Source organism: Citrobacter sp. Awk 2 (assembly GCF_028069815.1).
Classification (GTDB): Bacteria; Pseudomonadota; Gammaproteobacteria; order Enterobacterales; family Enterobacteriaceae; genus Citrobacter.
Genome location: NZ_JANEWL010000056.1, coordinates 1 through 22,470 on the forward strand (window position 1 = coordinate 1; position 22,470 = coordinate 22,470).

Sequence of the window (22,470 nt, forward strand, 5' to 3'; positions counted from 1 at the left end):
CCTAAAAATATACACATCTCACGCTTAATATTAATCTTAAAAGGCTATATTTCAGGACTTGTTATCTTGCCTGCTATTCGGTTAGCTGCAACAATTCTTCCCGTAATAATCAAAAGAGAAATATGTTGCCAGTATCGCACCATGCTATTTCTGATGGGTAGATGCTATGAATATGATGAAAATTGCGAGGATGGTAAAAATATAAATTAATCAGTGCATTGGTAGCTAATGAAGCCAGGGGCGGTAGCGTGCCTGGTCGCCTGATGATAAACCTAAATTATTCTGTCAAGAGACTGCAGATGAATTCATTTTTTTTAGGACTGATGCCAGTTAAATTTCTATTCAATTAACGGCAAGGTAAATGCAAACAGGCGTAATCGCTATTTAAAACGCACGTGATAATGACTCTGCCAAAGTGATAAATAATCAATGATGAAATCCAAACTTAAATTGATACCAGTATTGGTGTCGGTAATATTGATCAACGGTTGTACCGTGCTTCCGGGCAGCAATATGTCTACCATGGGCAAAGATGTGATTAAGCAACAGGATGCCGATTTTGATATCAACCGGATGGTGAATGTTTATCCGCTTACCCCACGACTGGTTGAACAATTGCGTCCGCGACCGAATGTTGCTCAACCTAATATGTCGCTGGATCAGGAGATCTCCGGGTATCAGTACCGGGTCGGACCCGGTGATGTCCTGAATGTCACCGTCTGGGATCATCCCGAACTCACCACGCCAGCGGGACAGTATCGTAGCTCAAGCGATACGGGAAACTGGGTACAGCCTGACGGCACGATGTTTTATCCCTACATTGGCAAAGTTAGCGTGGTGGGAAAAACGTTGGCAGAAATTCGTAGTGATATTACCGGGCGCTTGGCGAAGTACATCGCGGACCCGCAGGTGGACGTTAATATCGCCGCATTCCGCTCGCAAAAGGCATATGTCTCCGGGCAGGTGAATAAATCCGGTCAACAGGCCATCACCAACGTACCTCTTACCATCCTCGATGCTATTAATGCCGCAGGCGGCCTCACTGAAGAGGCCGACTGGCACAACGTTGTGCTGACTCACAAAGGGCAGGAGCAACGAATTTCTCTGCAAGCGCTAATGCAAAATGGCGATCTAAGCCAGAACCGTCTGCTCTATCCTGGCGATATTTTGTTTGTCCCGAGAAATGACGACCTGAAAGTGTTCGTGATGGGCGAAGTGAAAAAACAGAGCACCCTCAAGATGGATTTCAGCGGTATGACGCTCACTGAAGCGCTGGGCAATGCGGAGGGCATCGACCTGACCACATCCAATGCCAGCGGCATCTTCGTTATTCGTCCAATAAAAGGCGAGGGTGGGCATAACGGCAAGATCGCCAATATCTACCAGCTTGATATGTCCGATGCGACATCGTTGGTGATGGCGACCTCTTTCCGACTTCAGCCTTACGATGTGGTGTATGTCACGACCGCGCCGGTTGCTCGCTGGAACCGTTTGATCAATCAGTTGCTGCCGACCATTAGCGGTGTTCGTTACATGACGGATACGGCCAGCGACCTTCACAACTGGTAATCATCATGTTTAACAAAATATTAGTTGTCTGCGTGGGGAACATTTGCCGCTCTCCGACGGCAGAGCGCTTGTTAAGGCAATTTGATCCGGCGTTGACGGTGTCTTCCGCTGGCCTCGGCGCGCTGGTAGGCAAGGGCGCTGATCCGTGTGCCATTAGTGTGGCTCAGGCGCATAACTTGTCGCTGGAAAATCATTGTGCGCGGCAGATCTCGGGACGGATGTGCCGGGAATATGACCTGATCCTGACCATGGAAAAACGTCATATCACGGCGTTGTGTGAAATGGTGCCGGAGATGCGTGGCAAAGTGATGCTGTTCGGCCATTGGGACAGCGAACGCGAAATACCCGACCCGTATCGTAAAAGCCGTGATGCATTTGATGCGGTGTATGCGCTACTTGAGCGGTCTGCCCATCAATGGGCTCAGGCACTGAATGCGGAGCAGGGAAAATAATGACAGAAAAAGAAAAACAGTCTGCAACGTCGGTAACAGGCAACGATGAAATCGATATCGGACGTCTGGTTGGGACAGTAGTCGAAGCACGCTGGTGGGTACTGGGCATAACTGCCGCATTTGCGCTGTGTGCGGCGGTCTACACCCTGTTTGCCACGCCGATCTACAGTGCCGATGCGTTGGTGCAAATTGAACAAAATACCGGAAACTCGTTAGTCCAGGATATTGGCTCGGCGTTATCCAGCAAGCCACCTGCTTCTGAAGCGGAAATTCAGCTTATTCAGTCACGACGGGTATTGGGCAAAACGGTAGACGATCTCAACCTGGACATTTCCGTCACCAAAGATTCATTTCCTCTTTTTGGTGCCGGCTGGGACCGGCTGATGGGCCGCCAGAATGAAACGGTCAATGTGACGACTTTCACCTTGCCAACGTCAATGAATGAACAGACCTTCACGTTGAGTGTACTGAACGATAAAAGTTATCAACTGGTGAGTGACGGCGGTTTTAGCGCGCGTGGTCAGGTTGGGCAGTTGCTGAACCATGACGGTGTATCGATGCGGGTTGAGGCAATTCATGCCAGTCCGGGTAGCGAATTTACCGTCAGTAAGTTCTCCACGCTTGGCACGATCAACAATCTGCAAAATAACCTGATGGTGACGGAAACAGGTAAAGATACCGGGGTTCTGAGCCTGATCTTTACAGGGGAAGATCGTGAACAAATCCGCCAGATCCTCGACAGTATTACCCGCAACTATCTGCAACAAAACGTGGAGCGTAAATCTGAAGAGGCCGCCAAAAGTCTGGCATTTCTGGCAAAACAATTGCCAGAGGTGCGCAACCGTCTGGACGTTGCCGAAAACAAGCTGAATGCATTTCGTCAGGATAAAGACTCCGTTGATTTACCGCTGGAAGCCAAAGCGGTGCTGGACTCGATGGTCAATATTGATGCCCAGTTAAATGAACTGACCTTTAAAGAAGCTGAAATCTCCAAATTGTTCACCAAAGCGCACCCGGCGTACCGCACGTTGCTGGAAAAACGCCAGGCGCTGGAAGATGAAAAAAGCAAGCTGAACGGGCGCGTGACGGCGATGCCGAAGACGCAGCAGGAAATTGTCCGCCTGACGCGTGACGTGGAGTCCGGCCAGCAGGTCTATATGCAACTGCTGAATAAACAGCAGGAGCTGAAGATCACGGAAGCCAGTACGGTTGGCGATGTGCGTATTGTCGATCCCGCCATTGCCCAGCCCGGTGTTCTGAAACCGAAAACGGCGCTGATTATTCTCGGCAGTATCCTTCTTGGTTTGATGCTTTCAGTGGTTGGCGTGCTGCTGCGATCGCTGTTCAATCGCGGTATTGAAAGCCCGCAGGTGCTTGAAGAGCACGGCATCAGCGTGTATGCCAGCATTCCTTTGTCCGAATGGCAAAAAGCCCGTGATAACGTGCAGACCATTAAAGGCGTTAAGCGCTATAAGCAGAGCCAGTTGCTGGCGGTAGGTAATCCGACTGACCTGGCAATAGAAGCGGTGCGCAGCCTGCGTACCAGCCTGCACTTCGCCATGATGCAATCACGTAATAATGTGCTGATGCTTACCGGGGTCAGCCCGTCGATTGGCAAAACGTTTGTCTGTGCCAACCTGGCTGCGGTTATCAGTCAGACCGACAAGCGCGTGCTGCTGATCGACTGTGATATGCGTAAAGGCTATACCCATGAGCTGCTCGGGACCAATAACGTCAACGGTCTGTCTGAGATTCTTAGCGGCAAGGGTGACATTCCCGCCTGCGCAAAACCGACTTCAATTACACATTTTGACCTGGTCCCTCGCGGGCAGGTTCCTCCTAATCCTTCAGAACTGCTGATGAGCGAACGCTTTGGCGAGCTGATGACCTGGGCTAGCGCGAACTATGACCTGGTGCTGATCGATACGCCGCCAATACTGGCCGTGACCGATGCGGCCATCGTTGGTCGTCACGTCGGAACCACGCTGATGGTGGCGCGTTACGCGGTCAACACGCTGAAAGAGGTGGAAACCAGTCTGAGTCGCTTCGAGCAAAACGGTATTCAGGTGAAAGGGGTGATCCTCAACTCCATTTTCCGGCGCGCCAGCGGGTATCAGGATTACGGTTACTACGAATACGAATACACGTCGGATTCGAAATAGATAACTAACAGCAACGCATATCGAATGTAGGCCTGATAAGCGTAGCGCCATCTGTGAACTTTATCTGGGACAAAAAAATGACGACAGACAACCCGCTAATTTCTATTTATATGCCCACCTGGAACCGCCAGCAGTTGGCTATTCGGGCGATTAAATCGGTGCTGCGCCAGGACTATAGCCACTGGGAAATGATCATTGTCGATGATTGCTCTTGCGAGTATGAGCAGCTGCAACAGTTTGTTGAGGCGTTAAACGATCCACGCGTGAGCTATACGCATAACGCTATTAACTCCGGCGCGTGCGCGGTACGCAATCAGGCGATCATGCAGGCCAGTGGGCAGTACATTACGGGAATTGATGATGACGATGAGTGGACGCCGAATCGCCTGAGCACATTCCTTCAGTCTCGTCATCAACTGGTGACGCACGCTTTTCTCTACGCTGATGATTATGTCTGTGAAGGTGAGGTTTATTCACAGCCAGCCAGTCTGCCGCTGTATCCGAAGTCGATGTACTCACGACGCCGATTCTACAAACGAAATATCATTGGTAATCAGGTCTTTAGCTGGGCGTGGCGTTTCAAAGCATGCCTGTTTGATACCACATTAAAAGCCGCTCAGGACTACGACATTTTTCTGCGCATGGTGGTGGCCTACGGTAAACCCTGGAAGGTAAAAGAGGCGACGCAGATCCTGCATGTGAATCACGGCGAGATGCGCATTACTTCCTCTCCACATAAGTTCTCCGGTTATTTCCAGTTCTATCGCAAGCACAAAGGTAAATTTGACCGGGCGAGTAAAAAATATCAGCTGTTTACCCTTTATCAGATTCGTAACAAGCGGATGAACTGGCGCACATTGCTGACGCTGCTTTCCATACGCAACGGTAAGCGCCTGGCTGACGGTCTGCGAGGACGCTAAGTATGCTGAGTCAACATGTGAGAGCGAAGGTAATGCAATGAATATTCTGCAATTTAATGTTCGGCTTGCCGAAGGCGGGGCCGCAGGGGTCGCGCTGGATTTACACCTGCGCGCGCAGGAAAAAGGGTGGTCGTCGCGGTTTGTATACGGTTATGGCAAAGGAGGCAAGAAAAGCGCCAGTCACGGGAATTATCCACACGTGATTAAACATGCGCCGCGTTTGACGTCGGCGGCGAATATTGCGCTGTTTCGCCTCGCAAACCGCGATCTGTTTGGCAACCTCGACAGTATGTACCGCACAATCACCCGCACTGCGGGTCCGCTGGTTCTGCATTTCCATGTGCTGCACAGTTACTGGCTGAATCTCGAAGAGGTGGTGGCGTTTTGCCAAAAGGTGAAGGCACATAAGCCCGATATCACCTTTGTCTGGACGCTGCACGATCACTGGAGTGTTACCGGACGCTGCGCCTTTACCGATGGTTGCGAAGGCTGGAAAACGGGCTGCCAGAAATGCCCAACGTTAAGCAACTATCCCCCGGTTAGCGTTGATAAAGCACACCAGCAACTGCCTGGCAAACGTCAAATGTTTCGCATGATGTTGGCGCTTGGCTGCCAGTTTATCTCGCCCAGTCAACATGTGGCGGAAGCATTTAACAGTCTGTACGGTGCCGGGCGTTGTCACATCATCAATAACGGTATTGATGTGGCGACAGAAGCGATTCTTGCTGACTTGCCAGTTCAGTATGAACCGCCGGGCAGACCGAAAATTGCCGTGGTAGCCCACGATTTGCGCTATGACGGTAAAACCAGCCAGCAACTGGTTCAGGCGCTTATCGCGCTCGGGGACAAAATAGAGCTGCATACATTCGGTAAGTTTTCCCCGTTTGCCGGAGCAAACGTCATCAACCATGGGTTTGAAAGTGACAAACGAACCTTGATGGGGGCGCTAAATCAGATGGATGGGCTGGTGTTCAGTTCACGGGTTGATAACTACCCGTTAATTTTATGCGAAGCGCTTTCTATCGGTGTACCGGTTATCGCCACGCACAGCGAGGCGGCACAGGAAGTGCTGGCAAAATCAGGCGGTAAAACGTTCAGTGAAGCGGATGTTCTGCGTCTGGTACAACTTAAAAAATCAGAAATTGCACAGGCGGTATTTGGCACCACGCTGGCAACCTTTAGCCAGCAGAGTCGGACAGCATACAGCGGACAACAGATGCTGGAGGAATATGTCTCGTACTATCAGAGTCTGTAGCTATCTGGTGTTACCGCTGCTTTATCTGCTGGTTAACGTCAAACTTGCGCAACTGGGTGAAAGTTTCCCCGTCACCGTTGTCACTTTTTTACCGCTGTTGCTACTGCTGTTCGTCGACCGTATCAATATTAAAAAGTTGTTGATTGCGTTGGGTGTAGGCGGGGCCCTGACGGTGTTTAACTACCTGTTTGGCCAATCGCTGGATGCCAGCAAGTATGTAACATCTGCCATGTTGTTTATCTATACCGTGATCATTATTGGCATGGTGTGGAGCATTCGCTTCAAAACCATTTCACCACATAACTATCCTAAAATTTTACGTTTATTCTGGCTGGCGGTGGGGTTAGTGGTCGGTCTGGCTGCCGTTGAAATGGTACAGATCATTCTCAGTGGTGGCAGCAGTATAATGGAAGCTATTTCGAAATATCTTATTTACAGCAATAGCTATGTTCTGAACTTTATTAAATTTGGTGGGAAACGTACCACTGCACTCTATTTTGAACCCGCATTTTTCGCTCTGGCGTTAATCTCAATTTGGCTCAGCATCAAACAGTTTGGTATCAAAACGCCCAGGACCGATGCTATGATTCTGACAGGGGTGGTATTGTCAGGATCGTTTTCTGGGGTAATGACATTTATATTGTTTTACCTACTGGAGTGGGCGTTTCAGTATCTGAATAAGGATGCGATAAAAAAGAAGTTACCCTTGGCGATTATCTCACTGAGTGTGTTTATGGTGGGCGTGATATTTGCCTTTCCCTACATTGCGACGCGTCTTGGTGATTTAGGCACTGAAGGCTCTTCATCTTATTATCGCATAGTCGGGCCGTTGGTCATGGTTGGATATTCATTGCTGAATGTCGACGGTGTAGTGAGATTTGGCTCACTTTATGAATATGTTGCATCATTCGGAATCTTTAACGGTGCAGATGTAGGTAAAACGATAGACAATGGTTTGTATCTGTTAATTATCTATTTTTCGTGGTTCGCCGTAATATTATCCCTGTGGTACATGGGGAAAGTAACGAAGATGATGATGAATGCATTTGGTGATAATCAGAATTATCGGGTGCAACTTTATCTTTTTACACCGTTGTCGTTGTTTTTCACCGGTTCAGTATTTAGTCCGGAATACGCTTTTTTAATCGTATGTCCGTTTATTTTGCGCAAGGCGCTGAATATCGCGAGGTAATTTACATGCTGCTGAGTATTATCACCGTCGCTTTTCGCAATCTGGACGGGATCGTCAAAACCCACGCGTCACTGGCACATCTTGCGCAGACGAGCGATATCAGCTTTGAGTGGATTGTTATCGATGGGGGGTCTACAGACGGTACGCCAGCGTTCCTGGAGAATCTCAATGGAGAGCACCAGTTACGTTTTGTCAGCGAGCCTGATAACGGTCTCTACGACGCAATGAATAAAGGGATAGCTATGGCGCGCGGGCGTTTTGCACTCTTTCTCAACTCTGGAGATATTCTGCACGCTGATTCTGCACATTTTATCCGCCAGTTAAAAACGCAGAGTGATAAAGCGATGGTGATTGGCGATGCATTGCTGGACTTTGGTAATGGTAAAAAAATGACGCGCCGGGCTAAACCCGGTTGGTACATCTACCACAGTTTGCCAGCCAGTCATCAGGCAATATTTTTCCCGCTGACGGGCCTGCAAACCTGGCATTATGACTTGCAATATAAAATATCATCGGATTATGCGCTGGCAGCAAAATTATACAAGTCCGGGTTCGCTTTTAAAAAACTGACTGGTTTAGTGTCGGAGTTTTCCATGGGCGGCGTATCGACTACGAATAATCTGGAATTGTGTCGGGATGCTAAAAGAGTCCAGCGACAAATATTGCGCGTGCCGGGCTTTTGGGCCGGATTTTCTGAATATATACGCCTGCGTACAACCGGTAAGACAAAACACTTATATGGTAAAACGTAAGGATACGCTATGCAGGATTTAGAAGGCTTCACGGTGCCGAAAGGTTTTCGCGGCGGCGGTGTCATTAAAGTGCAATTATGGTGGGCGGTACAAGCAACATTATTTCACTGGTCACCACAAGTTATGTACCGCTGGCGGGCTTTTTTATTAAGAATATTTGGCGCGAAAATAGGAAAAAACGTAGTTATTCGGCCTTCAGTAAAAATTACTTATCCGTGGAAATTGACACTGGGTGATTACGCCTGGGTGGGTGATGACGCGGTTTTATATACGCTGGGTAATATTACGATTGGGGCTCATACGGTTATTTCGCAGAGAAGTTATTTATGCACAGGGAGTCATGATTATGCCAGCCAACACTTTGATATTTGCGCCACGCCAATTGTGATTGGCGAGAAATGCTGGCTGGCGACAGATGTTTTTGTCGCGCCTGGCGTGACGATTGGTGACGGTACCGTCGTGGGTGCACGCAGCAGCGTTTTTAAATCGTTGCCGGCCAATGCCATATGTCGGGGTAACCCCGCAGTAGTTACGCGTAAACGCGTCGAGAACGTTACTCCCTGAAGGGAAATTTTAAGAGGTAATAGCATGTCAAAAGTCGCTCTCATTACTGGCGTAACCGGGCAGGATGGTTCATACCTGGCAGAGTTTCTGCTGGAAAAAGGTTATGAAGTTCATGGTATTAAGCGCCGGGCCTCGTCATTTAATACCGAACGCGTAGACCATATTTACCAGGACCCGCATGCGGGTAATCCCAAATTCCATCTGCATTATGGCGATTTGACGGATTCTTCTAATCTGACCCGTATTTTGCAAGAGGTTCAGCCGGATGAAGTCTATAACCTGGGCGCAATGAGCCACGTGGCGGTGTCGTTTGATTCGCCAGAATATACTGCTGATGTTGATGGGATCGGCACGCTGCGTTTGCTGGAAGCGATTCGCTTCCTGGGGCTGGAAAAGAAAACCCGTTTCTATCAGGCTTCCACCTCTGAACTGTACGGTCTGGTTCAGGAGATCCCGCAGAAAGAAACGACACCGTTCTATCCGCGATCGCCCTATGCCGTCGCCAAACTGTATGCCTACTGGATCACCGTCAATTACCGTGAATCTTATGGCATGTATGCCTGTAACGGCATTCTGTTTAACCATGAATCTCCGCGCCGTGGCGAGACCTTCGTCACTCGCAAAATTACCCGCGCAATTGCCAACATCGCCCAGGGACTGGAGTCCTGTCTGTACCTTGGCAACATGGATTCGCTGCGTGACTGGGGACATGCCAAAGACTACGTCAGGATGCAGTGGATGATGTTGCAGCAGGAACAGCCGGAAGATTTCGTGATCGCTACTGGCGTGCAGTATTCCGTCCGTCAGTTTGTGGAAATGGCCGCTGCCCAACTCGGTATTAAATTGCGCTTTGAAGGTGAGGGCGTGAATGAAAAAGGCATTGTGGTTTCGGTGACTGGGCATGATGCGCCAGGGGTGAAACCGGGGGATGTGATGATCGCCGTCGACCCGCGCTATTTCCGTCCTGCGGAAGTGGAAACGCTGTTGGGCGATCCGACAAAGGCACACGAAAAACTGGGCTGGAAGCCGGAAATCACGCTGCGACAGATGGTTTCTGAAATGGTTGCTCACGATCTGGAAGCCGCGAAGAAACATTCACTGCTGAAGTCCCATGGTTACGATGTTGTTATTGCACTGGAGAGCTAATGATGATGAAGAAGAAACGTGTTTATATCGCGGGACATCGGGGAATGGTGGGCTCTGCTATTTACCGACAACTCGCACAACGTGAAGATGTAGAGTTAATCATTCGTAACCGTGAGCAGCTCAATTTATTAGACACAACGGCGGTTAATGATTTCTTTACCAGTGAACATATTGACCAGGTTTATCTTGCCGCGGCAAAAGTGGGCGGGATTATGGCTAATAATAATTATCCATCTGATTTCATTTATGAAAACATGATGATGGAAAGTAATATTCTTCATGCGGCTCATAATTCAAATGTCGAGAAGTTATTATTTTTAGGCTCATCATGTATTTATCCTAAGTTTGCGCAGCAACCCATCAAAGAGAGCGAGTTGTTGCAGGGATCACTGGAGCCGACAAATGAGCCCTATGCCATCGCTAAAATTGCAGGGATAAAACTGTGTGAGTCCTATAACCGGCAGCATCGCCGGGATTACCGTTCAGTGATGCCGACGAACCTGTATGGACCTAACGACAATTTCCATAAAGATAATTCTCATGTGATTCCTGCGCTATTGCGTCGTTTTCATGAAGCCACTCAACGTGATGACAAATACGTTGAAGTTTGGGGCAGTGGAAAACCCATGCGTGAATTTTTGCATGTCGATGATATGGCGGCAGCAAGCATCCATGTTATGGAGTTAGACAATGAGGTTTGGCAGGAAAATACAGAACCAATGCTTTCTCATGTCAACGTAGGTACGGGTGAAGATTGCACTATTCGTGAACTTTCCGATGCCATTGCAAAAGTTGTCGGTTTCCGCGGTGAAATTATTTTTGATGCATCTAAACCTGATGGGACACCACGAAAACTGCTTGATGTGAGCCGCCTGAGAAGACTCGGATGGCATCATGAAATAGGTCTTGAACAGGGGCTGGTTAATACTTATCGCTGGTTCCTTGATAATCAGCAGCGGTATCGGGGTGAGTAATGTTTCTCAATAAAGAAGACTTCGCTAATGCGGTGCGCACGACACCGCTGATCTCTCTGGATTTTATCATTGAGAATGAGTTTGGGGAGTTTTTAGTTGGGAAAAGAACTAACAGGCCTGCTCAAGGATATTGGTTTGTGCCAGGCGGCAGAGTATTAAAAGATGAAACGCTGGAACAAGCATTTATGCGTTTGACGGAAGAGGAATTAGGTCAGCGGTTTCCCATAACACACGGTGAGTTTTTTGGTGTCTGGCAGCACTTTTATGATGATAATTTTTCTGGTTCTTCGTTTACAACGCATTATGTGGTGCTGGGTTTTCGACTGAAAATTAATACCAGTACATCAATGCTGCCGTCAAAACAGCATGATACCTGGCGTTGGGCTAAATCGGATGAACTGATTGTCGATGGAAATGTGCATAAAAATACGCAGGCATATTTCAACTCCGCGACGAAAGATCGGGTGCCCGGGATATGAGAATTCTGGTTTATGGCATCAATTACTCGCCCGAGTTGACCGGAATTGGTAAATACACGGGAGAGATGGTGGAGTGGATGGCAGGCCAGGGGCATGAGGTTCGGGTTATCACGGCCCCTCCTTATTATCCACAGTGGCAAGTAGGCGAATCTTATTCTTCCTGGCGTTATCGTCGGGAAGTGGGTGTCACTACTGTCTGGCGCTGTCCATTATATGTACCGGCTCAGCCTTCAACGCTAAAGCGGTTGCTACATTTGGGCAGTTTTGCCCTGAGCAGTCTTTTTCCCCTGTTGGCTCAGTATCGGTGGAAGCCTGAATACATTATCGGTGTGGTACCCACGCTATTCTGTACACCAGGAATGCGTTTGTTGGCAAAACTGTCTGACTCTCGCACCGTGCTGCATATTCAGGACTATGAAGTTGATGCGATGTTGGGACTGGGACTGGCGGCAACCGGAAACTCCACAATGATTGCGCGAGTAGCCAAAGCATTTGAGCGCAGCAGTTTGTTGAGTGTGGATAATGTTTCCACGATCTCCCGCTCTATGATGCAAAAAGCGCAGGAGAAAGGTGTTGCTGCAGAAAAACTTATCTTTTTCCCGAACTGGTCTGAAGTGGAAAGATTCAGCCAGGTGGATAGTGCTGATATAGAGCAAATACGTCAGCAGTTTGATTTGCCAACCGATAAAAAAATGATTTTGTATTCCGGCAATATTGGTGAGAAGCAAGGTGTTGAAAATATCGTTGAGGCTGCAAGTCAGACTCAGGATAAACCATGGATATACGTTATTGTGGGTCAGGGAGGGGGAAAATCCAGGATGGAACAAATGGTCAAGGAACGAGCCCTAACGAATGTTAAGTTCTACCCACTGCAACCTTATGAAATGCTGCCTGCGTTATTAAGGCTAGCAGATTGCCATTTAGTCATCCAAAGACGTGGCGCTGCAGATGCGGTCCTTCCTTCGAAGTTAACGAACATATTGGCGGTCGGGGGAAATGCCGTGATTACAGCAGAGCCCCACACCGAACTGGGGCAGCTTTGTCAGAAACATCCAGGTATTGCAATCTGTATTGAGCCAGAATCAGTTGAAATGCTTGTGGCGGGTATTACTGAAGCAATCACTATGCCTGAATACAATATGATTGCACGTTCATATGCAGAGTCTGCACTTGAAAAAGATAATGTCTTGAATCAATTTATTAATCATTTGAAGGGTTGACGTATGAGCCAAAATAACATTCATCCGGTAATTATTGCAGGTGGGTCCGGTAGCCGTTTATGGCCATTATCCAGAACATTATATCCAAAGCAGTTCTTGTGTCTGGATGGGCAAAACACTATGTTGCAATCGACAATTTTCCGCCTTGATGGCCTGGATTGTTCACCACCGCTTGTAATATGTAATGAAAAGCATCGATTTATTGTTGCTGAGCAATTGCAAGAAATCGATAAGCTAACGGGTAATATTATTCTTGAGCCACAAGCCCGGAATACCGCACCAGCAATCGCGCTGGCAGCAATCGCAGCATGTAACAATAATTCCGAACATAACCCGTTATTGCTGGTTCTGGCGGCTGATCATATTATCGAAGAAAATAAGTTCTTCCACGATGCAGTGACCTCAGCTATCCCGTTAGCTGAAAATGGCAAGCTGGTAACATTTGGTATCGTTCCGGATGCACCGGAAACAGGGTACGGTTATATTCGACGCGGTGAAGTCAGCAGTACCCAGATAAAAGTTGATTCTGTTGCTTTCAATGTTGATGCTTTTGTGGAAAAACCTGACCTTGAAACAGCCGAAAAATATATCTCTGCTGGTGAATATTATTGGAATAGCGGTATGTTTTTATTCCAGGCCCGACGCTATCTTGAAGAGCTCGAAAAATATCGTCCAGATATTTTACAGGCCTGCTTGTTGGCGATGGATAACGCTGAACTGGACAATGATTTTATCCGTGTCAGTCGGGAGGATTTCCAGGCTTGCCCAGAAGAATCGATCGACTATGCCGTGATGGAGAAAACCACGGACGCTGTAGTCCTGCCGATGAACGTCGGCTGGAGCGATGTAGGGTCATGGTCATCACTTTGGGAAATCAGCGATCGTAACGACGAGGGTAATGTTTATCATGGTGATGTTATTGACCATAATACAGAGAACAGTTATGTCTACGCCGAATCGGGACTGGTGGCAACCGTCGGCGTAAAAGATCTGATTGTTGTCCAAACTAAAGATGCAGTATTAATCGCAAATAAAACAGATGTGCAAGATGTAAAAAAAATTGTTGCACAAATTCAGGCGGATGGTCGCTCGGAGCATCATATTCATCGGGAGGTTTTTAGACCCTGGGGGAAATATGACTCTATCGATGAAGGCGATCGTTATCAGGTTAAAAGAATAACCGTGAAACCCGGTCAGGGCTTTGCATTACGTATGCACCATCATCGCGCTGAACACTGGATTATTGTTGCGGGAACGGCAAAGGTCACGATCTGTGATGAGGTCCAGTTATTAAGTGAAAATCAATCAGTATATATTCCTCAGGGCACTGTTCATTGTCTTGAAAACCCTGGGAAGGTTCCCTTGGAGATGATTGAAGTTCGTTCTGGGGTCTACCTTGAAGAAGATGATATTGTAAGGTTTGGCACACATCATGAGCATATATAGAAATCTATTATTCATCTCTGTTAACTGACTCTCTGCGAACTTTTATGAAATAAAAATAACAGAGTCTGGCTTTTGTTACTTATTTATTGAGGCAATCAGGTCCGGCTAACTGTTGCCTGAAAAAGGAGATAACGTGAGCCAAATAATCTGTGTTACCACTTTTGATATTTGTTACGGGTCAATTGCTGATGTACGCCTGAACGTGCGAACGCGCACTCTCCTGGCATTGCTAAATCAGTAATGCTGGTATTTCCCTTGCCCGATAAGGGCAAGTGGCGACTAACAGGAACCACGATGACACATCTAAAAAAGCGCGAACGAGCCAAAACCAATGCGTCGTTAATATCGATGGTGCAACGCTTTTCAGATATCACCATCATGTTTGGTGGATTATGGATAGTCTGCGAACTGAGCGGTTTGCCTTTCCTGTATATGCACCTGCTGGTAGCGTTAATTACGCTGGTCGTTTTTCAGATGCTGGGCGGGATAACGGATTTTTACCGCTCCTGGCGCGGGGTAAAAATTTCAACAGAGTTGGTGCTGCTGTTGCAAAACTGGACGCTGAGTCTGATTTTTTGCGCGGGTCTGATTGCCTTTAATAACGATTTTGATAACCGGTTTGCTCTTTGGCTGGCATGGTATCTGCTGTCAAGTATTGGTCTGGTGCTGTGCCGTGCGTTTATTCGCTACGGGGCGGGATGGTTGCGAAATCGTGGTTATAACACGCGCCGGGTAGCGGTAGCAGGGGACCTTCCCGCCGGACAGGTACTGCTGGAAAGCTTTCGCCATGAGCCATGGTTGGGATTTGAGGTCGCGGGTGTCTATCACGACCCAATACCCGGGAAAAATGCCCGTGATTGGGCGGGAAATCTGCAGCAACTGGTGGATGATGCCAAAGCCTCACGCATTCATAACGTCTATATCGCTATGCCGATGAGCGATGGGGCGCGCGTAAAAAAACTGGTACGCGAACTGGCTGATACCACCTGTTCAGTGCTCCTGATCCCTGATGTCTTTACCTTCAATATTCTGCACTCACGAATTGAAGAGATGAACGGTGTTCCTGTGGTACCGCTGTATGACACACCGCTTTCTGGCATTAATCGTCTGCTGAAGCGCGCGGAGGATATCGTCCTGGCATCGTTAATCCTGCTGCTAATTTCTCCTGTGCTATGCGCCATTGCGCTGATGGTGAAGCTGACCTCAAAGGGGCCGGTAATTTTTCGTCAGACACGCTATGGGATGGACGGGAAACCGATCAAAGTCTGGAAGTTTCGTTCCATGAAGGTAATGGAAAACGATGCAGTGGTGACCCAGGCCACGCAGAACGATCCGCGTGTGACCCGCGTGGGTAACTTCCTGCGGCGGACGTCACTGGATGAGCTACCACAGTTTATAAATGTGCTGACAGGGGGGATGTCTATTGTCGGGCCGCGTCCACATGCGGTGGCGCATAACGAACAGTACCGTCAGCTGATAGAAGGGTACATGTTACGCCATAAGGTGAAGCCAGGTATTACCGGTTGGGCGCAAATCAACGGCTGGCGTGGTGAAACCGATACGCTGGAAAAAATGGAAAAACGGGTAGAGTTTGACCTCGAATACATTCGTGAATGGAGTGTGTGGTTCGATATCAAAATCGTTTTTCTGACGGTGTTTAAAGGCTTCGTCAATAAAGCGGCATATTAATATGAGCTTACGAGAAAAAACCCTCAACGGTGCCAAGTGGTCAGCCATTGCTACGGTAATCATCATCGGTCTGGGGCTCATTCAGATGACGGTTCTGGCGCGGATTATTGATAATCATCAGTTCGGGTTATTAACCGTGTCGCTGGTGATTATCGCGCTGGCCGATACGCTGTCTGATTTTGGGATCGCCAACTCGATTATTCAGCGCAAAGAGATAGGTTATCTTGAACTAACCACCTTGTACTGGTTAAACGTTGGGCTGGGGATCGCCGTTTGTATTGCTATGTTTTCGCTCAGCGAGACTATAGCCGATGTGCTTAATAACCCTGAGCTGGTGCCACTGATTAAAACCTTAGCGCTGGCGTTTGTGGTGATCCCGCATGGGCAGCAGTTCCGTGCGCTGATGCAAAAAGAACTGGCCTTCAACAAAATTGGCATGATTGAAACCAGTTCAGTACTGGCCGGTTTTACTTTTACCGTGGTTAGCGCGCATTTTTGGCCGATCGCCATGACGGCCATTGTTGGGTATCTGGTGAACAGTACGCTACGCACGCTGCTGTTTGGCTATTTTGGCCGCAAAATTTATCGACCTGGACTGTGTTTTTCACTTTCATCCGTGTCGTCAAATCTGCGCTTTGGGGCGTGGCTGACGGCGGACAGCATCATCAATTACGTGAACACTAACCTTTCGACGCTGGTGCTGGCCAGAGCCCTGGGGGCGGGCGTTGCGGGAGGCTTCAATCTTGCCTGGAACGTGGCAGTTGTACCGCCCATCAAACTGAATCCGATAATTACCCGAGTATTGTTTCCAGCGTTTGCCAAAATTCAGGACGATACCGAAAAACTACGGGTCAATTTTTACAAGCTGCTATCTGTTGTTGGCATTATCAATTTCCCGGCGCTACTGGGATTGATGGTGGTATCGAATAACGTTGTACCGCTGGTGTTTGGTGAAAAGTGGAACAGTATTGTTCCGGTGCTGCAACTGCTGTGCATTGTGGGTCTGCTGCGCTCAGTCGGTAATCCGATAGGCTCTCTGCTGATGGCCAAAGCACGGGTCGATATCAGCTTCAAATTCAATATATTCAAAACCTTTTTGTTTATCCCCGCCATCCTGGTTGGCGGGAATGTGGCGGGTGTGATTGGCATCACGCTGGGTTTTTTACTGGTACAGGTCATAAACACCATCCTGAGCTATTTCGTGATGATCAAACCGGTACTGGGACCGAGCTATCGGCAGTACATGCTCAGCCTGTGGCTACCGTTTTATCTCTCCTTACCCACGTTGGTGGTGAGTTACGTGCTGGGAATGACACTGCAAAATAAATTGCCGTTAGGTGCGTTGCTGAGCCTACAGATAGCCGCTGGCGCTCTGGCGTTTGTCGTGATGATTGTGCTGTCGCGTGATCCGCTGGTGGTGGAAATCAAACGGCAGTTCTGTCGAGGTGAAAAAATGAAAGCCCTGTTCCGCGCAGGATGAATTGCGTTTGTTGTCGTCCGGAGACGCGAAAACCGTTATCCGCACTGATTTTAAGAGGTCATGATGAAATTACTGATTCTGGGCAACCACACCTGCGGAAATCGTGGGGACAGCGCCATTTTGCGCGGTTTGCTGGATGCCATTCATACGCTCCAGCCTGAGACGGAAGTGGATGTGATGAGCCGCTATCCGGTGAGTTCCTCCTGGTTACTAAACCGACCGGTGATGGGCGACCCACTGTATTCACAGATGAAGCAGCATAACAACGCTGCAGGCGTCATGGGGCGCGTAAAGAAAGTGCTGCGTCGTCGCTATCAGCATCAGGTGCTGCTCTCGCGCGTTACCGATTCCGGAAATCTGCGCAACATCGCTATTGCTCAGGGGTTTACTGACTTTGTCCGCTTGTTGTCGCGTTATGACGCCATTATCCAGGTCGGCGGATCGTTTTTTGTCGATCTTTATGGTGTGCCGCAGTTTGAGCATGCACTGTGTTCATTTATGGCCAAAAAACCGCTGTACATGATTGGTCACAGCGTCGGGCCATTCCAGGACGAACAGTTCAATCAGTTGGCGAATTACGTTTTTGGGCACTGCAATGCGCTAATTTTACGAGAGTCGGTCAGTCTGGAACTGATGAAACGCAGTGAAATAACGACAGAGAAGGTTGAGTCGGGTGTGGATACCGCTTGGCTGGTAGACAACCATCACGATGACTTTGAACCGGGTTATGCCGTACAGCACTGGTTACAAACGGCAGCAAAGCAGAAGACTGTCGCCATTACACTACGTGAACTGGCACCGTTTGATAAGCGTCTTGGGACCACACAACAGGCCTATGAGCGAGCCTTTGCCGGCGTGGTTAATCGGATCCTTGACGAAGGTTACCAGGTGATGGCGCTCTCAACCTGTACCGGTATTGATAGTTACAACAAAGATGATCGCATGGTTGCACTGAACCTGCGTCAGTACGTTAACGATCCGGCCCGTTATCACGTGGTCATGGATGAACTAAACGATCTTGAAATGGGAAAAATATTGGGCGCATGTGACCTGACGGTGGGCACACGCCTGCACTCTGCCATCATCTCGATGAACTTTATGACGCCGGCGATAGCCATTAATTATGAGCACAAATCGGCGGGAATTATGCAGCAACTGGGATTAGCGGAAATGGCGGTTGATATCCACCATCTGTTGGATGGCAGCCTTGAGGGCAGGGTTGCCGATATCCTGGGACGGTTGGCTGAACTTAACGTCAGGGTGGAGGAGGCCGTTAAGCGTGAACGTGAACACGGTATGCGTATGGTGCAATCGGTATTAACGCGTATTGAGGAGGGGAAATGAAAGTCAGCTTTTTCCTGCTTAAATTTCCGCTGTCCTCTGAAACCTTTGTGCTGAATCAGATTACCGCGTTTATCGATATGGGGCATGATGTTGAAATTATCGCGTTATATCAGGGCGATCTTGATAACACTCATGCCTCCTATGTGGACTACCGCCTGGGCGAAAAAACACGATGGTTATTGAAAGAACCGGCTGGCAGGTTGGCAAAGCTGAAATATCGCACCTTGACGATTTTACAGGGCATTACCCGGACTGCGACCTGGAAGGCGTTCAATGTTCCACGCTATGGCGATGAGGCGCGTAATCTGATTTTAGCCGCGATCTGTGCGGCAACCCCGCGCGCATTCCAGGCCGATGTCTTTATTGCGCACTTTGGGCCCGCTGGCGTAACGGCGGCCAAGCTGCGTGAACTCGGCGTGATCCGCGGCAAAATAGCCACTGTCTTCCATGGTATTGATGTTTCGCATCGGGACATCCTTGCCCGCTATACCCCCGAATATCAGAAGCTGTTTCAGCGCGGTGATTTGATGTTGCCCATCAGCAATCTCTGGGCCGAACGTTTGCGAAATATGGGATGTCCACCGCATAAAATAGCGGTATCGCGTATGGGGATTGATATGACGCGTTTTACACCTCGTGAGGTGAAAGCGCCGGGCACGCCGCTAGAAATTCTCTCCGTTGCACGGTTAACCGAGAAAAAAGGGCTGCATGTCGCTATTGAAGCGTGCCGCCGGTTGAAGGCGCGAGGTATCTCATTTCGTTATCGCATTCTGGGAATTGGCCCTTGGGAGCGTCGGTTACGTACGCTTGTCGAGCAATATGAACTGGATGATGTGATTGAAATGTCAGGATTTAAACCCAGCCATCAGGTTAAAGAGATGCTTGAGCAGGCGGATGTTTTCCTGTTGCCCTCCGTCACGGGAATTGATGGTGACATGGAGGGGATCCCGGTGGCGTTGATGGAAGCCATGGCGGTTGGAATACCGGTCGTTTCTACCGTGCACAGTGGGATCCCTGAGCTGGTAGAGTCTGGAAGGTCCGGCTGGCTGGCACCAGAGAATGATGCTCAGGCCCTGGCGGAGCGATTGGCGACGGTCAGTGTGCTTGACACTGAGCAAGTGAAGCCGGTGGTGGAGTGCGCCCGCGAAAAAATAGCCGCTGATTTTAACCAGCTTGCGATCAACAAACAGCTAGCCAGTCTGCTGCAAACGATGTAAATCGAGGTTGTATGCCAGAGAAAAAACTCTCCCGACGTACTTTTCTGACGGCAGGCTCTGCGCTTGTCGTTCTCCATACTCCCGTCGCCAGAGCGTTTGAAGCAAGACGCAGCGTCAATATCGAGGATTACAATCCCCAGGATTGGGTTGCTTCCTTCCGCCAGGCATTTATAGACGCGCAAACCGTCGTCGTGCCTGCTGGCCTGGAGTGCAAGAATATCAATACCGCAATCGTGATCCCTCCAGGTAAGATGTTGCATCTGCAAGGCAGTGTGAGTAGCAGCAGTCGTGGGCGATTTATTCTGCAGGATGGCTGTAGCGTGACAGGGGGGCAGGGGGGGCGTTTGCGAAATATTACCCTTGATGTTCGGGGCTCCGACTGTGTGATAAAAGGCATAGCCATGAGCGGTTTCGCCCCCGTGGCACAAATTTATATCGGGGGGAAAACGCCCAGGGCGATGCGTAATCTCACCATTGATGACATTACCGTCACTCATGCGAATTATGGGATCTTGCGTCAGGGGTTTCATAATCAGATGGATGGCGTACGGATAACTAACAGTCGTTTTAGTGATTTACAGGGTGATGCCATCGAGTGGAATGTCGCGATAAACGACAGTGACATCGTGATTTCAGACCATGTTATAGAACGCATCAATTGTACGAACGGAAATGTTAACTGGGGTATCGGTATTGGGCTGGCAGGTAGTACGTACGACAACACCTACCCAGACGAACTGGCGGTGAAAAGATTTGTGGTAGCAAATATAACGGGCTCGGATTGTCGGCAGTTAGTCCATGTCGAGAACGGCAAACATTTTATCATTCGTAATATTACCGCGCGAAATATCACCCCGGATTTCAGCAAGAAAGCGGGCATCGATAATGCTACAGTCGCTATTTATGGATGTGATAATTTCGTGATCGATAATATCAATATGAAAAATAGCGCAGGGATGCTGATTGGTTACGGTGTGATCAAAGGACGATATTTGTCCATACCGCAAAACTTTAAGTTAAATAATATTCAACTGGATAACACACATCTCGATTATAAATTACGTGGTATTCAGATTTCCTCAGGTAATGCAACTTCATTTGTGGCCATTACCAACGTTGAGATGAAACGCGCGACGCTGGAGCTGCACAACAAACCTCAGCATCTTTTCTTGCGAAATATCAATGTGATGCAGAAATCCACCACAGGACCTGCGCTAAAGATGCACTTTGATCTGCGCAATGATGTTCGCGGCAAGTTTATGGCCAAACAGGGTACCTTGCTCTCGCTAGCCAACGTTCATGCAGTTAATGAAGCTGGACAAAGCTCAGTTGATATTGACAGCGTAACACACCAGGTTGTGAATGTCGCGGCAGTGAATTTTCGACTACCGGGTCGGTAATTTTACGACCATTCCTGGCTAAAAACCTACCCGGCTAAGATTATGATTACTGCATTCTGCCGATAAGCGGCGTAACATGCGTCCTAACTGAGCAATGTAATTCATACTGGCTAAAACAAGCTAAAAAGCTATAATTCAGCAACTATTGAATAGGTGAATGACTTAATGATTAATTTGAAAGCAGTTATTCCGGTAGCAGGCCTCGGGATGCACATGTTGCCTGCTACAAAGGCCATCCCAAAAGAGATGCTACCGATCGTTGATAAGCCGATGATTCAATACATTGTCGACGAGATTGTAGCTGCAGGTATCAAAGAAATCGTTCTGGTAACACATGCGTCTAAGAACGCGGTTGAGAACCACTTCGACACCTCTTATGAACTTGAATCGCTGCTTGAACAGCGTGTTAAGCGCCAGTTACTGGCCGAAGTGCAGTCCATCTGCCCTCCAGGTGTGACTATCATGAACGTCCGTCAGGCACAATTGCTTGGTCTGGGCCACTCTATTCTTTGTGCTCGCCCGATAATCGGGGACAACCCTTTCGTGGTGGTGTTACCTGACGTCATTCTTGACACGGCGAGCGCGGATCCACTGCGTTACAACCTGGCCGCAATGGTGGCCCGCTTTAATGAGACCGGGCGTAGTCAGGTGCTGGCAAAACGTATGGCTGGCGATCTTTCTGAGTATTCCGTTATTCAGACCAAAGAGCCTTTGGATAACGAAGGTAAGGTCAGCCGCATCGTTGAATTTATTGAAAAACCCGATCAGCCGCAAACCCTTGATTCGGACCTGATGGCCGTAGGGCGCTATGTGCTTTCTGCTGATATTTGGGCGGAAATTGAGCGTACACAGCCAGGTGCGTGGGGGCGTATTCAGCTTACGGATGCTATCGCTGAGCTGGCGAAAAAACAGTCTGTTGATGCTATGTTGATGACCGGCGATAGCTACGATTGTGGTAAGAAAATGGGCTATATGCAGGCATTTGTGAAGTACGGACTGCGCAACCTGAAAGAGGGGCCGAAGTTCAGGGATCAAATTTTAAAACTGCTGAGCTAATGCCACTGCTACTCTCATTGCCTACGATTTGAACCGGGTATCGCAGCAGTATATGTAAAGAGTAATGATTTGTCTGATACCCGCAGCATGCTGCTACAACTGTTTTTTTATAAATTTCAAATACTAAAAAAGGTAGATCGGTAAGAAATTACC

General features: G+C 48.6%; 20 protein-coding genes. All 20 read left to right on the forward strand.

The genetic code is table 11. The features are described 5' to 3' along the window. Nucleotides 1–210 (forward strand): hypothetical protein (locus NNO02_RS14325; protein ID WP_271455086.1); only part of this gene is annotated, 210 nt, incomplete at its 5' end. 219 nt (nucleotides 211–429) lie between these two features. Then, nucleotides 430–1,569: a polysaccharide export protein gene (locus NNO02_RS14330; protein WP_271455087.1), complete on the forward strand. Its 1,140-nt coding sequence runs from the start codon at nucleotides 430–432 to the stop codon at nucleotides 1,567–1,569. A gap of 5 nt (nucleotides 1,570–1,574) precedes the next feature. Beyond that, nucleotides 1,575–2,021: a low molecular weight protein-tyrosine-phosphatase Wzb gene (gene wzb / locus NNO02_RS14335; protein ID WP_271450340.1), complete on the forward strand. Its 447-nt coding sequence runs from the start codon at nucleotides 1,575–1,577 to the stop codon at nucleotides 2,019–2,021. Further along, a complete protein-coding gene (wzc, locus tag NNO02_RS14340; RefSeq protein WP_271455088.1) occupies nucleotides 2,021–4,183 on the forward strand; it encodes a tyrosine-protein kinase Wzc in 2,163 nt (720 codons plus the stop codon). The genes wzb and wzc overlap by 1 nt, the downstream gene beginning before the upstream one ends. A gap of 77 nt (nucleotides 4,184–4,260) precedes the next feature. Next, entirely contained in the window at nucleotides 4,261–5,103 is an 843-nt protein-coding gene (gene wcaA / locus NNO02_RS14345; protein ID WP_271442404.1) for a colanic acid biosynthesis glycosyltransferase WcaA, read from the forward strand. A gap of 37 nt (nucleotides 5,104–5,140) precedes the next feature. Next, nucleotides 5,141–6,358, forward strand: coding sequence for a colanic acid biosynthesis glycosyltransferase WcaC (gene wcaC / locus NNO02_RS14350; RefSeq protein ID WP_271455089.1), 1,218 nt, complete (start codon nucleotides 5,141–5,143; stop codon nucleotides 6,356–6,358). Next, nucleotides 6,333–7,550 (forward strand): colanic acid polymerase WcaD, encoded by a 1,218-nt coding sequence (gene wcaD / locus NNO02_RS14355; RefSeq protein ID WP_271455090.1) that lies wholly within the window; start codon nucleotides 6,333–6,335, stop codon nucleotides 7,548–7,550. Before wcaC ends, wcaD begins: the two co-directional genes overlap by 26 nt. 5 nt (nucleotides 7,551–7,555) lie before the next feature. Beyond that, on the forward strand, nucleotides 7,556–8,302 hold the full coding sequence (gene wcaE, locus NNO02_RS14360; protein WP_271455091.1) for a colanic acid biosynthesis glycosyltransferase WcaE: 747 nt from the start codon (nucleotides 7,556–7,558) through the stop codon (nucleotides 8,300–8,302). 9 nt (nucleotides 8,303–8,311) lie between these two features. Beyond that, complete coding sequence (gene wcaF, locus NNO02_RS14365) at nucleotides 8,312–8,866, forward strand: colanic acid biosynthesis acetyltransferase WcaF (RefSeq protein WP_271442408.1); 555 nt, start codon at nucleotides 8,312–8,314, stop codon at nucleotides 8,864–8,866. Nucleotides 8,867–8,890: 24 nt separating this feature from the next. Further along, on the forward strand, nucleotides 8,891–10,012 hold the full coding sequence (gene gmd / locus NNO02_RS14370; RefSeq protein ID WP_271442409.1) for a GDP-mannose 4,6-dehydratase: 1,122 nt from the start codon (nucleotides 8,891–8,893) through the stop codon (nucleotides 10,010–10,012). Nucleotides 10,013–10,017: 5 nt separating this feature from the next. After that, the gene (fcl, locus tag NNO02_RS14375) at nucleotides 10,018–10,986 is read left to right on the forward strand and encodes a GDP-L-fucose synthase (protein ID WP_271450352.1); all 969 of its coding nucleotides are present in this window, start codon (nucleotides 10,018–10,020) and stop codon (nucleotides 10,984–10,986) included. Continuing rightward, on the forward strand, nucleotides 10,986–11,465 hold the full coding sequence (locus NNO02_RS14380) for a GDP-mannose mannosyl hydrolase (protein ID WP_271455092.1): 480 nt from the start codon (nucleotides 10,986–10,988) through the stop codon (nucleotides 11,463–11,465). Before fcl ends, NNO02_RS14380 begins: the two co-directional genes overlap by 1 nt. Continuing rightward, nucleotides 11,462–12,685: a WcaI family glycosyltransferase gene (locus tag NNO02_RS14385; protein WP_271455093.1), complete on the forward strand. Its 1,224-nt coding sequence runs from the start codon at nucleotides 11,462–11,464 to the stop codon at nucleotides 12,683–12,685. Before NNO02_RS14380 ends, NNO02_RS14385 begins: the two co-directional genes overlap by 4 nt. A 3-nt stretch (nucleotides 12,686–12,688) precedes the next feature. After that, nucleotides 12,689–14,131: a mannose-1-phosphate guanyltransferase gene (gene cpsB, locus NNO02_RS14390; protein ID WP_271455094.1), complete on the forward strand. Its 1,443-nt coding sequence runs from the start codon at nucleotides 12,689–12,691 to the stop codon at nucleotides 14,129–14,131. 294 nt (nucleotides 14,132–14,425) lie between these two features. Then, the gene (gene wcaJ / locus NNO02_RS14395; RefSeq protein WP_271455095.1) at nucleotides 14,426–15,820 is read left to right on the forward strand and encodes an undecaprenyl-phosphate glucose phosphotransferase; all 1,395 of its coding nucleotides are present in this window, start codon (nucleotides 14,426–14,428) and stop codon (nucleotides 15,818–15,820) included. A 1-nt stretch (nucleotide 15,821) separates the two neighbouring features. Continuing rightward, nucleotides 15,822–17,300, forward strand: coding sequence for an MOP flippase family protein (locus tag NNO02_RS14400; protein WP_271455096.1), 1,479 nt, complete (start codon nucleotides 15,822–15,824; stop codon nucleotides 17,298–17,300). Nucleotides 17,301–17,363: 63 nt separating this feature from the next. Beyond that, a complete protein-coding gene (wcaK, locus tag NNO02_RS14405; protein ID WP_271455103.1) occupies nucleotides 17,364–18,644 on the forward strand; it encodes a colanic acid biosynthesis pyruvyl transferase WcaK in 1,281 nt (426 codons plus the stop codon). After that, nucleotides 18,641–19,861, forward strand: coding sequence for a colanic acid biosynthesis glycosyltransferase WcaL (gene wcaL, locus NNO02_RS14410; RefSeq protein WP_271455097.1), 1,221 nt, complete (start codon nucleotides 18,641–18,643; stop codon nucleotides 19,859–19,861). The genes wcaK and wcaL overlap by 4 nt, the downstream gene beginning before the upstream one ends. An 11-nt stretch (nucleotides 19,862–19,872) precedes the next feature. Beyond that, nucleotides 19,873–21,261 (forward strand): colanic acid biosynthesis protein WcaM, encoded by a 1,389-nt coding sequence (wcaM, locus tag NNO02_RS14415; protein WP_271455098.1) that lies wholly within the window; start codon nucleotides 19,873–19,875, stop codon nucleotides 21,259–21,261. Between the two features lie 165 nt (nucleotides 21,262–21,426). Further along, nucleotides 21,427–22,317: a GalU regulator GalF gene (galF, locus tag NNO02_RS14420; RefSeq protein ID WP_005122445.1), complete on the forward strand. Its 891-nt coding sequence runs from the start codon at nucleotides 21,427–21,429 to the stop codon at nucleotides 22,315–22,317. The last annotated feature ends 153 nt before the right edge of the window (nucleotides 22,318–22,470 follow it).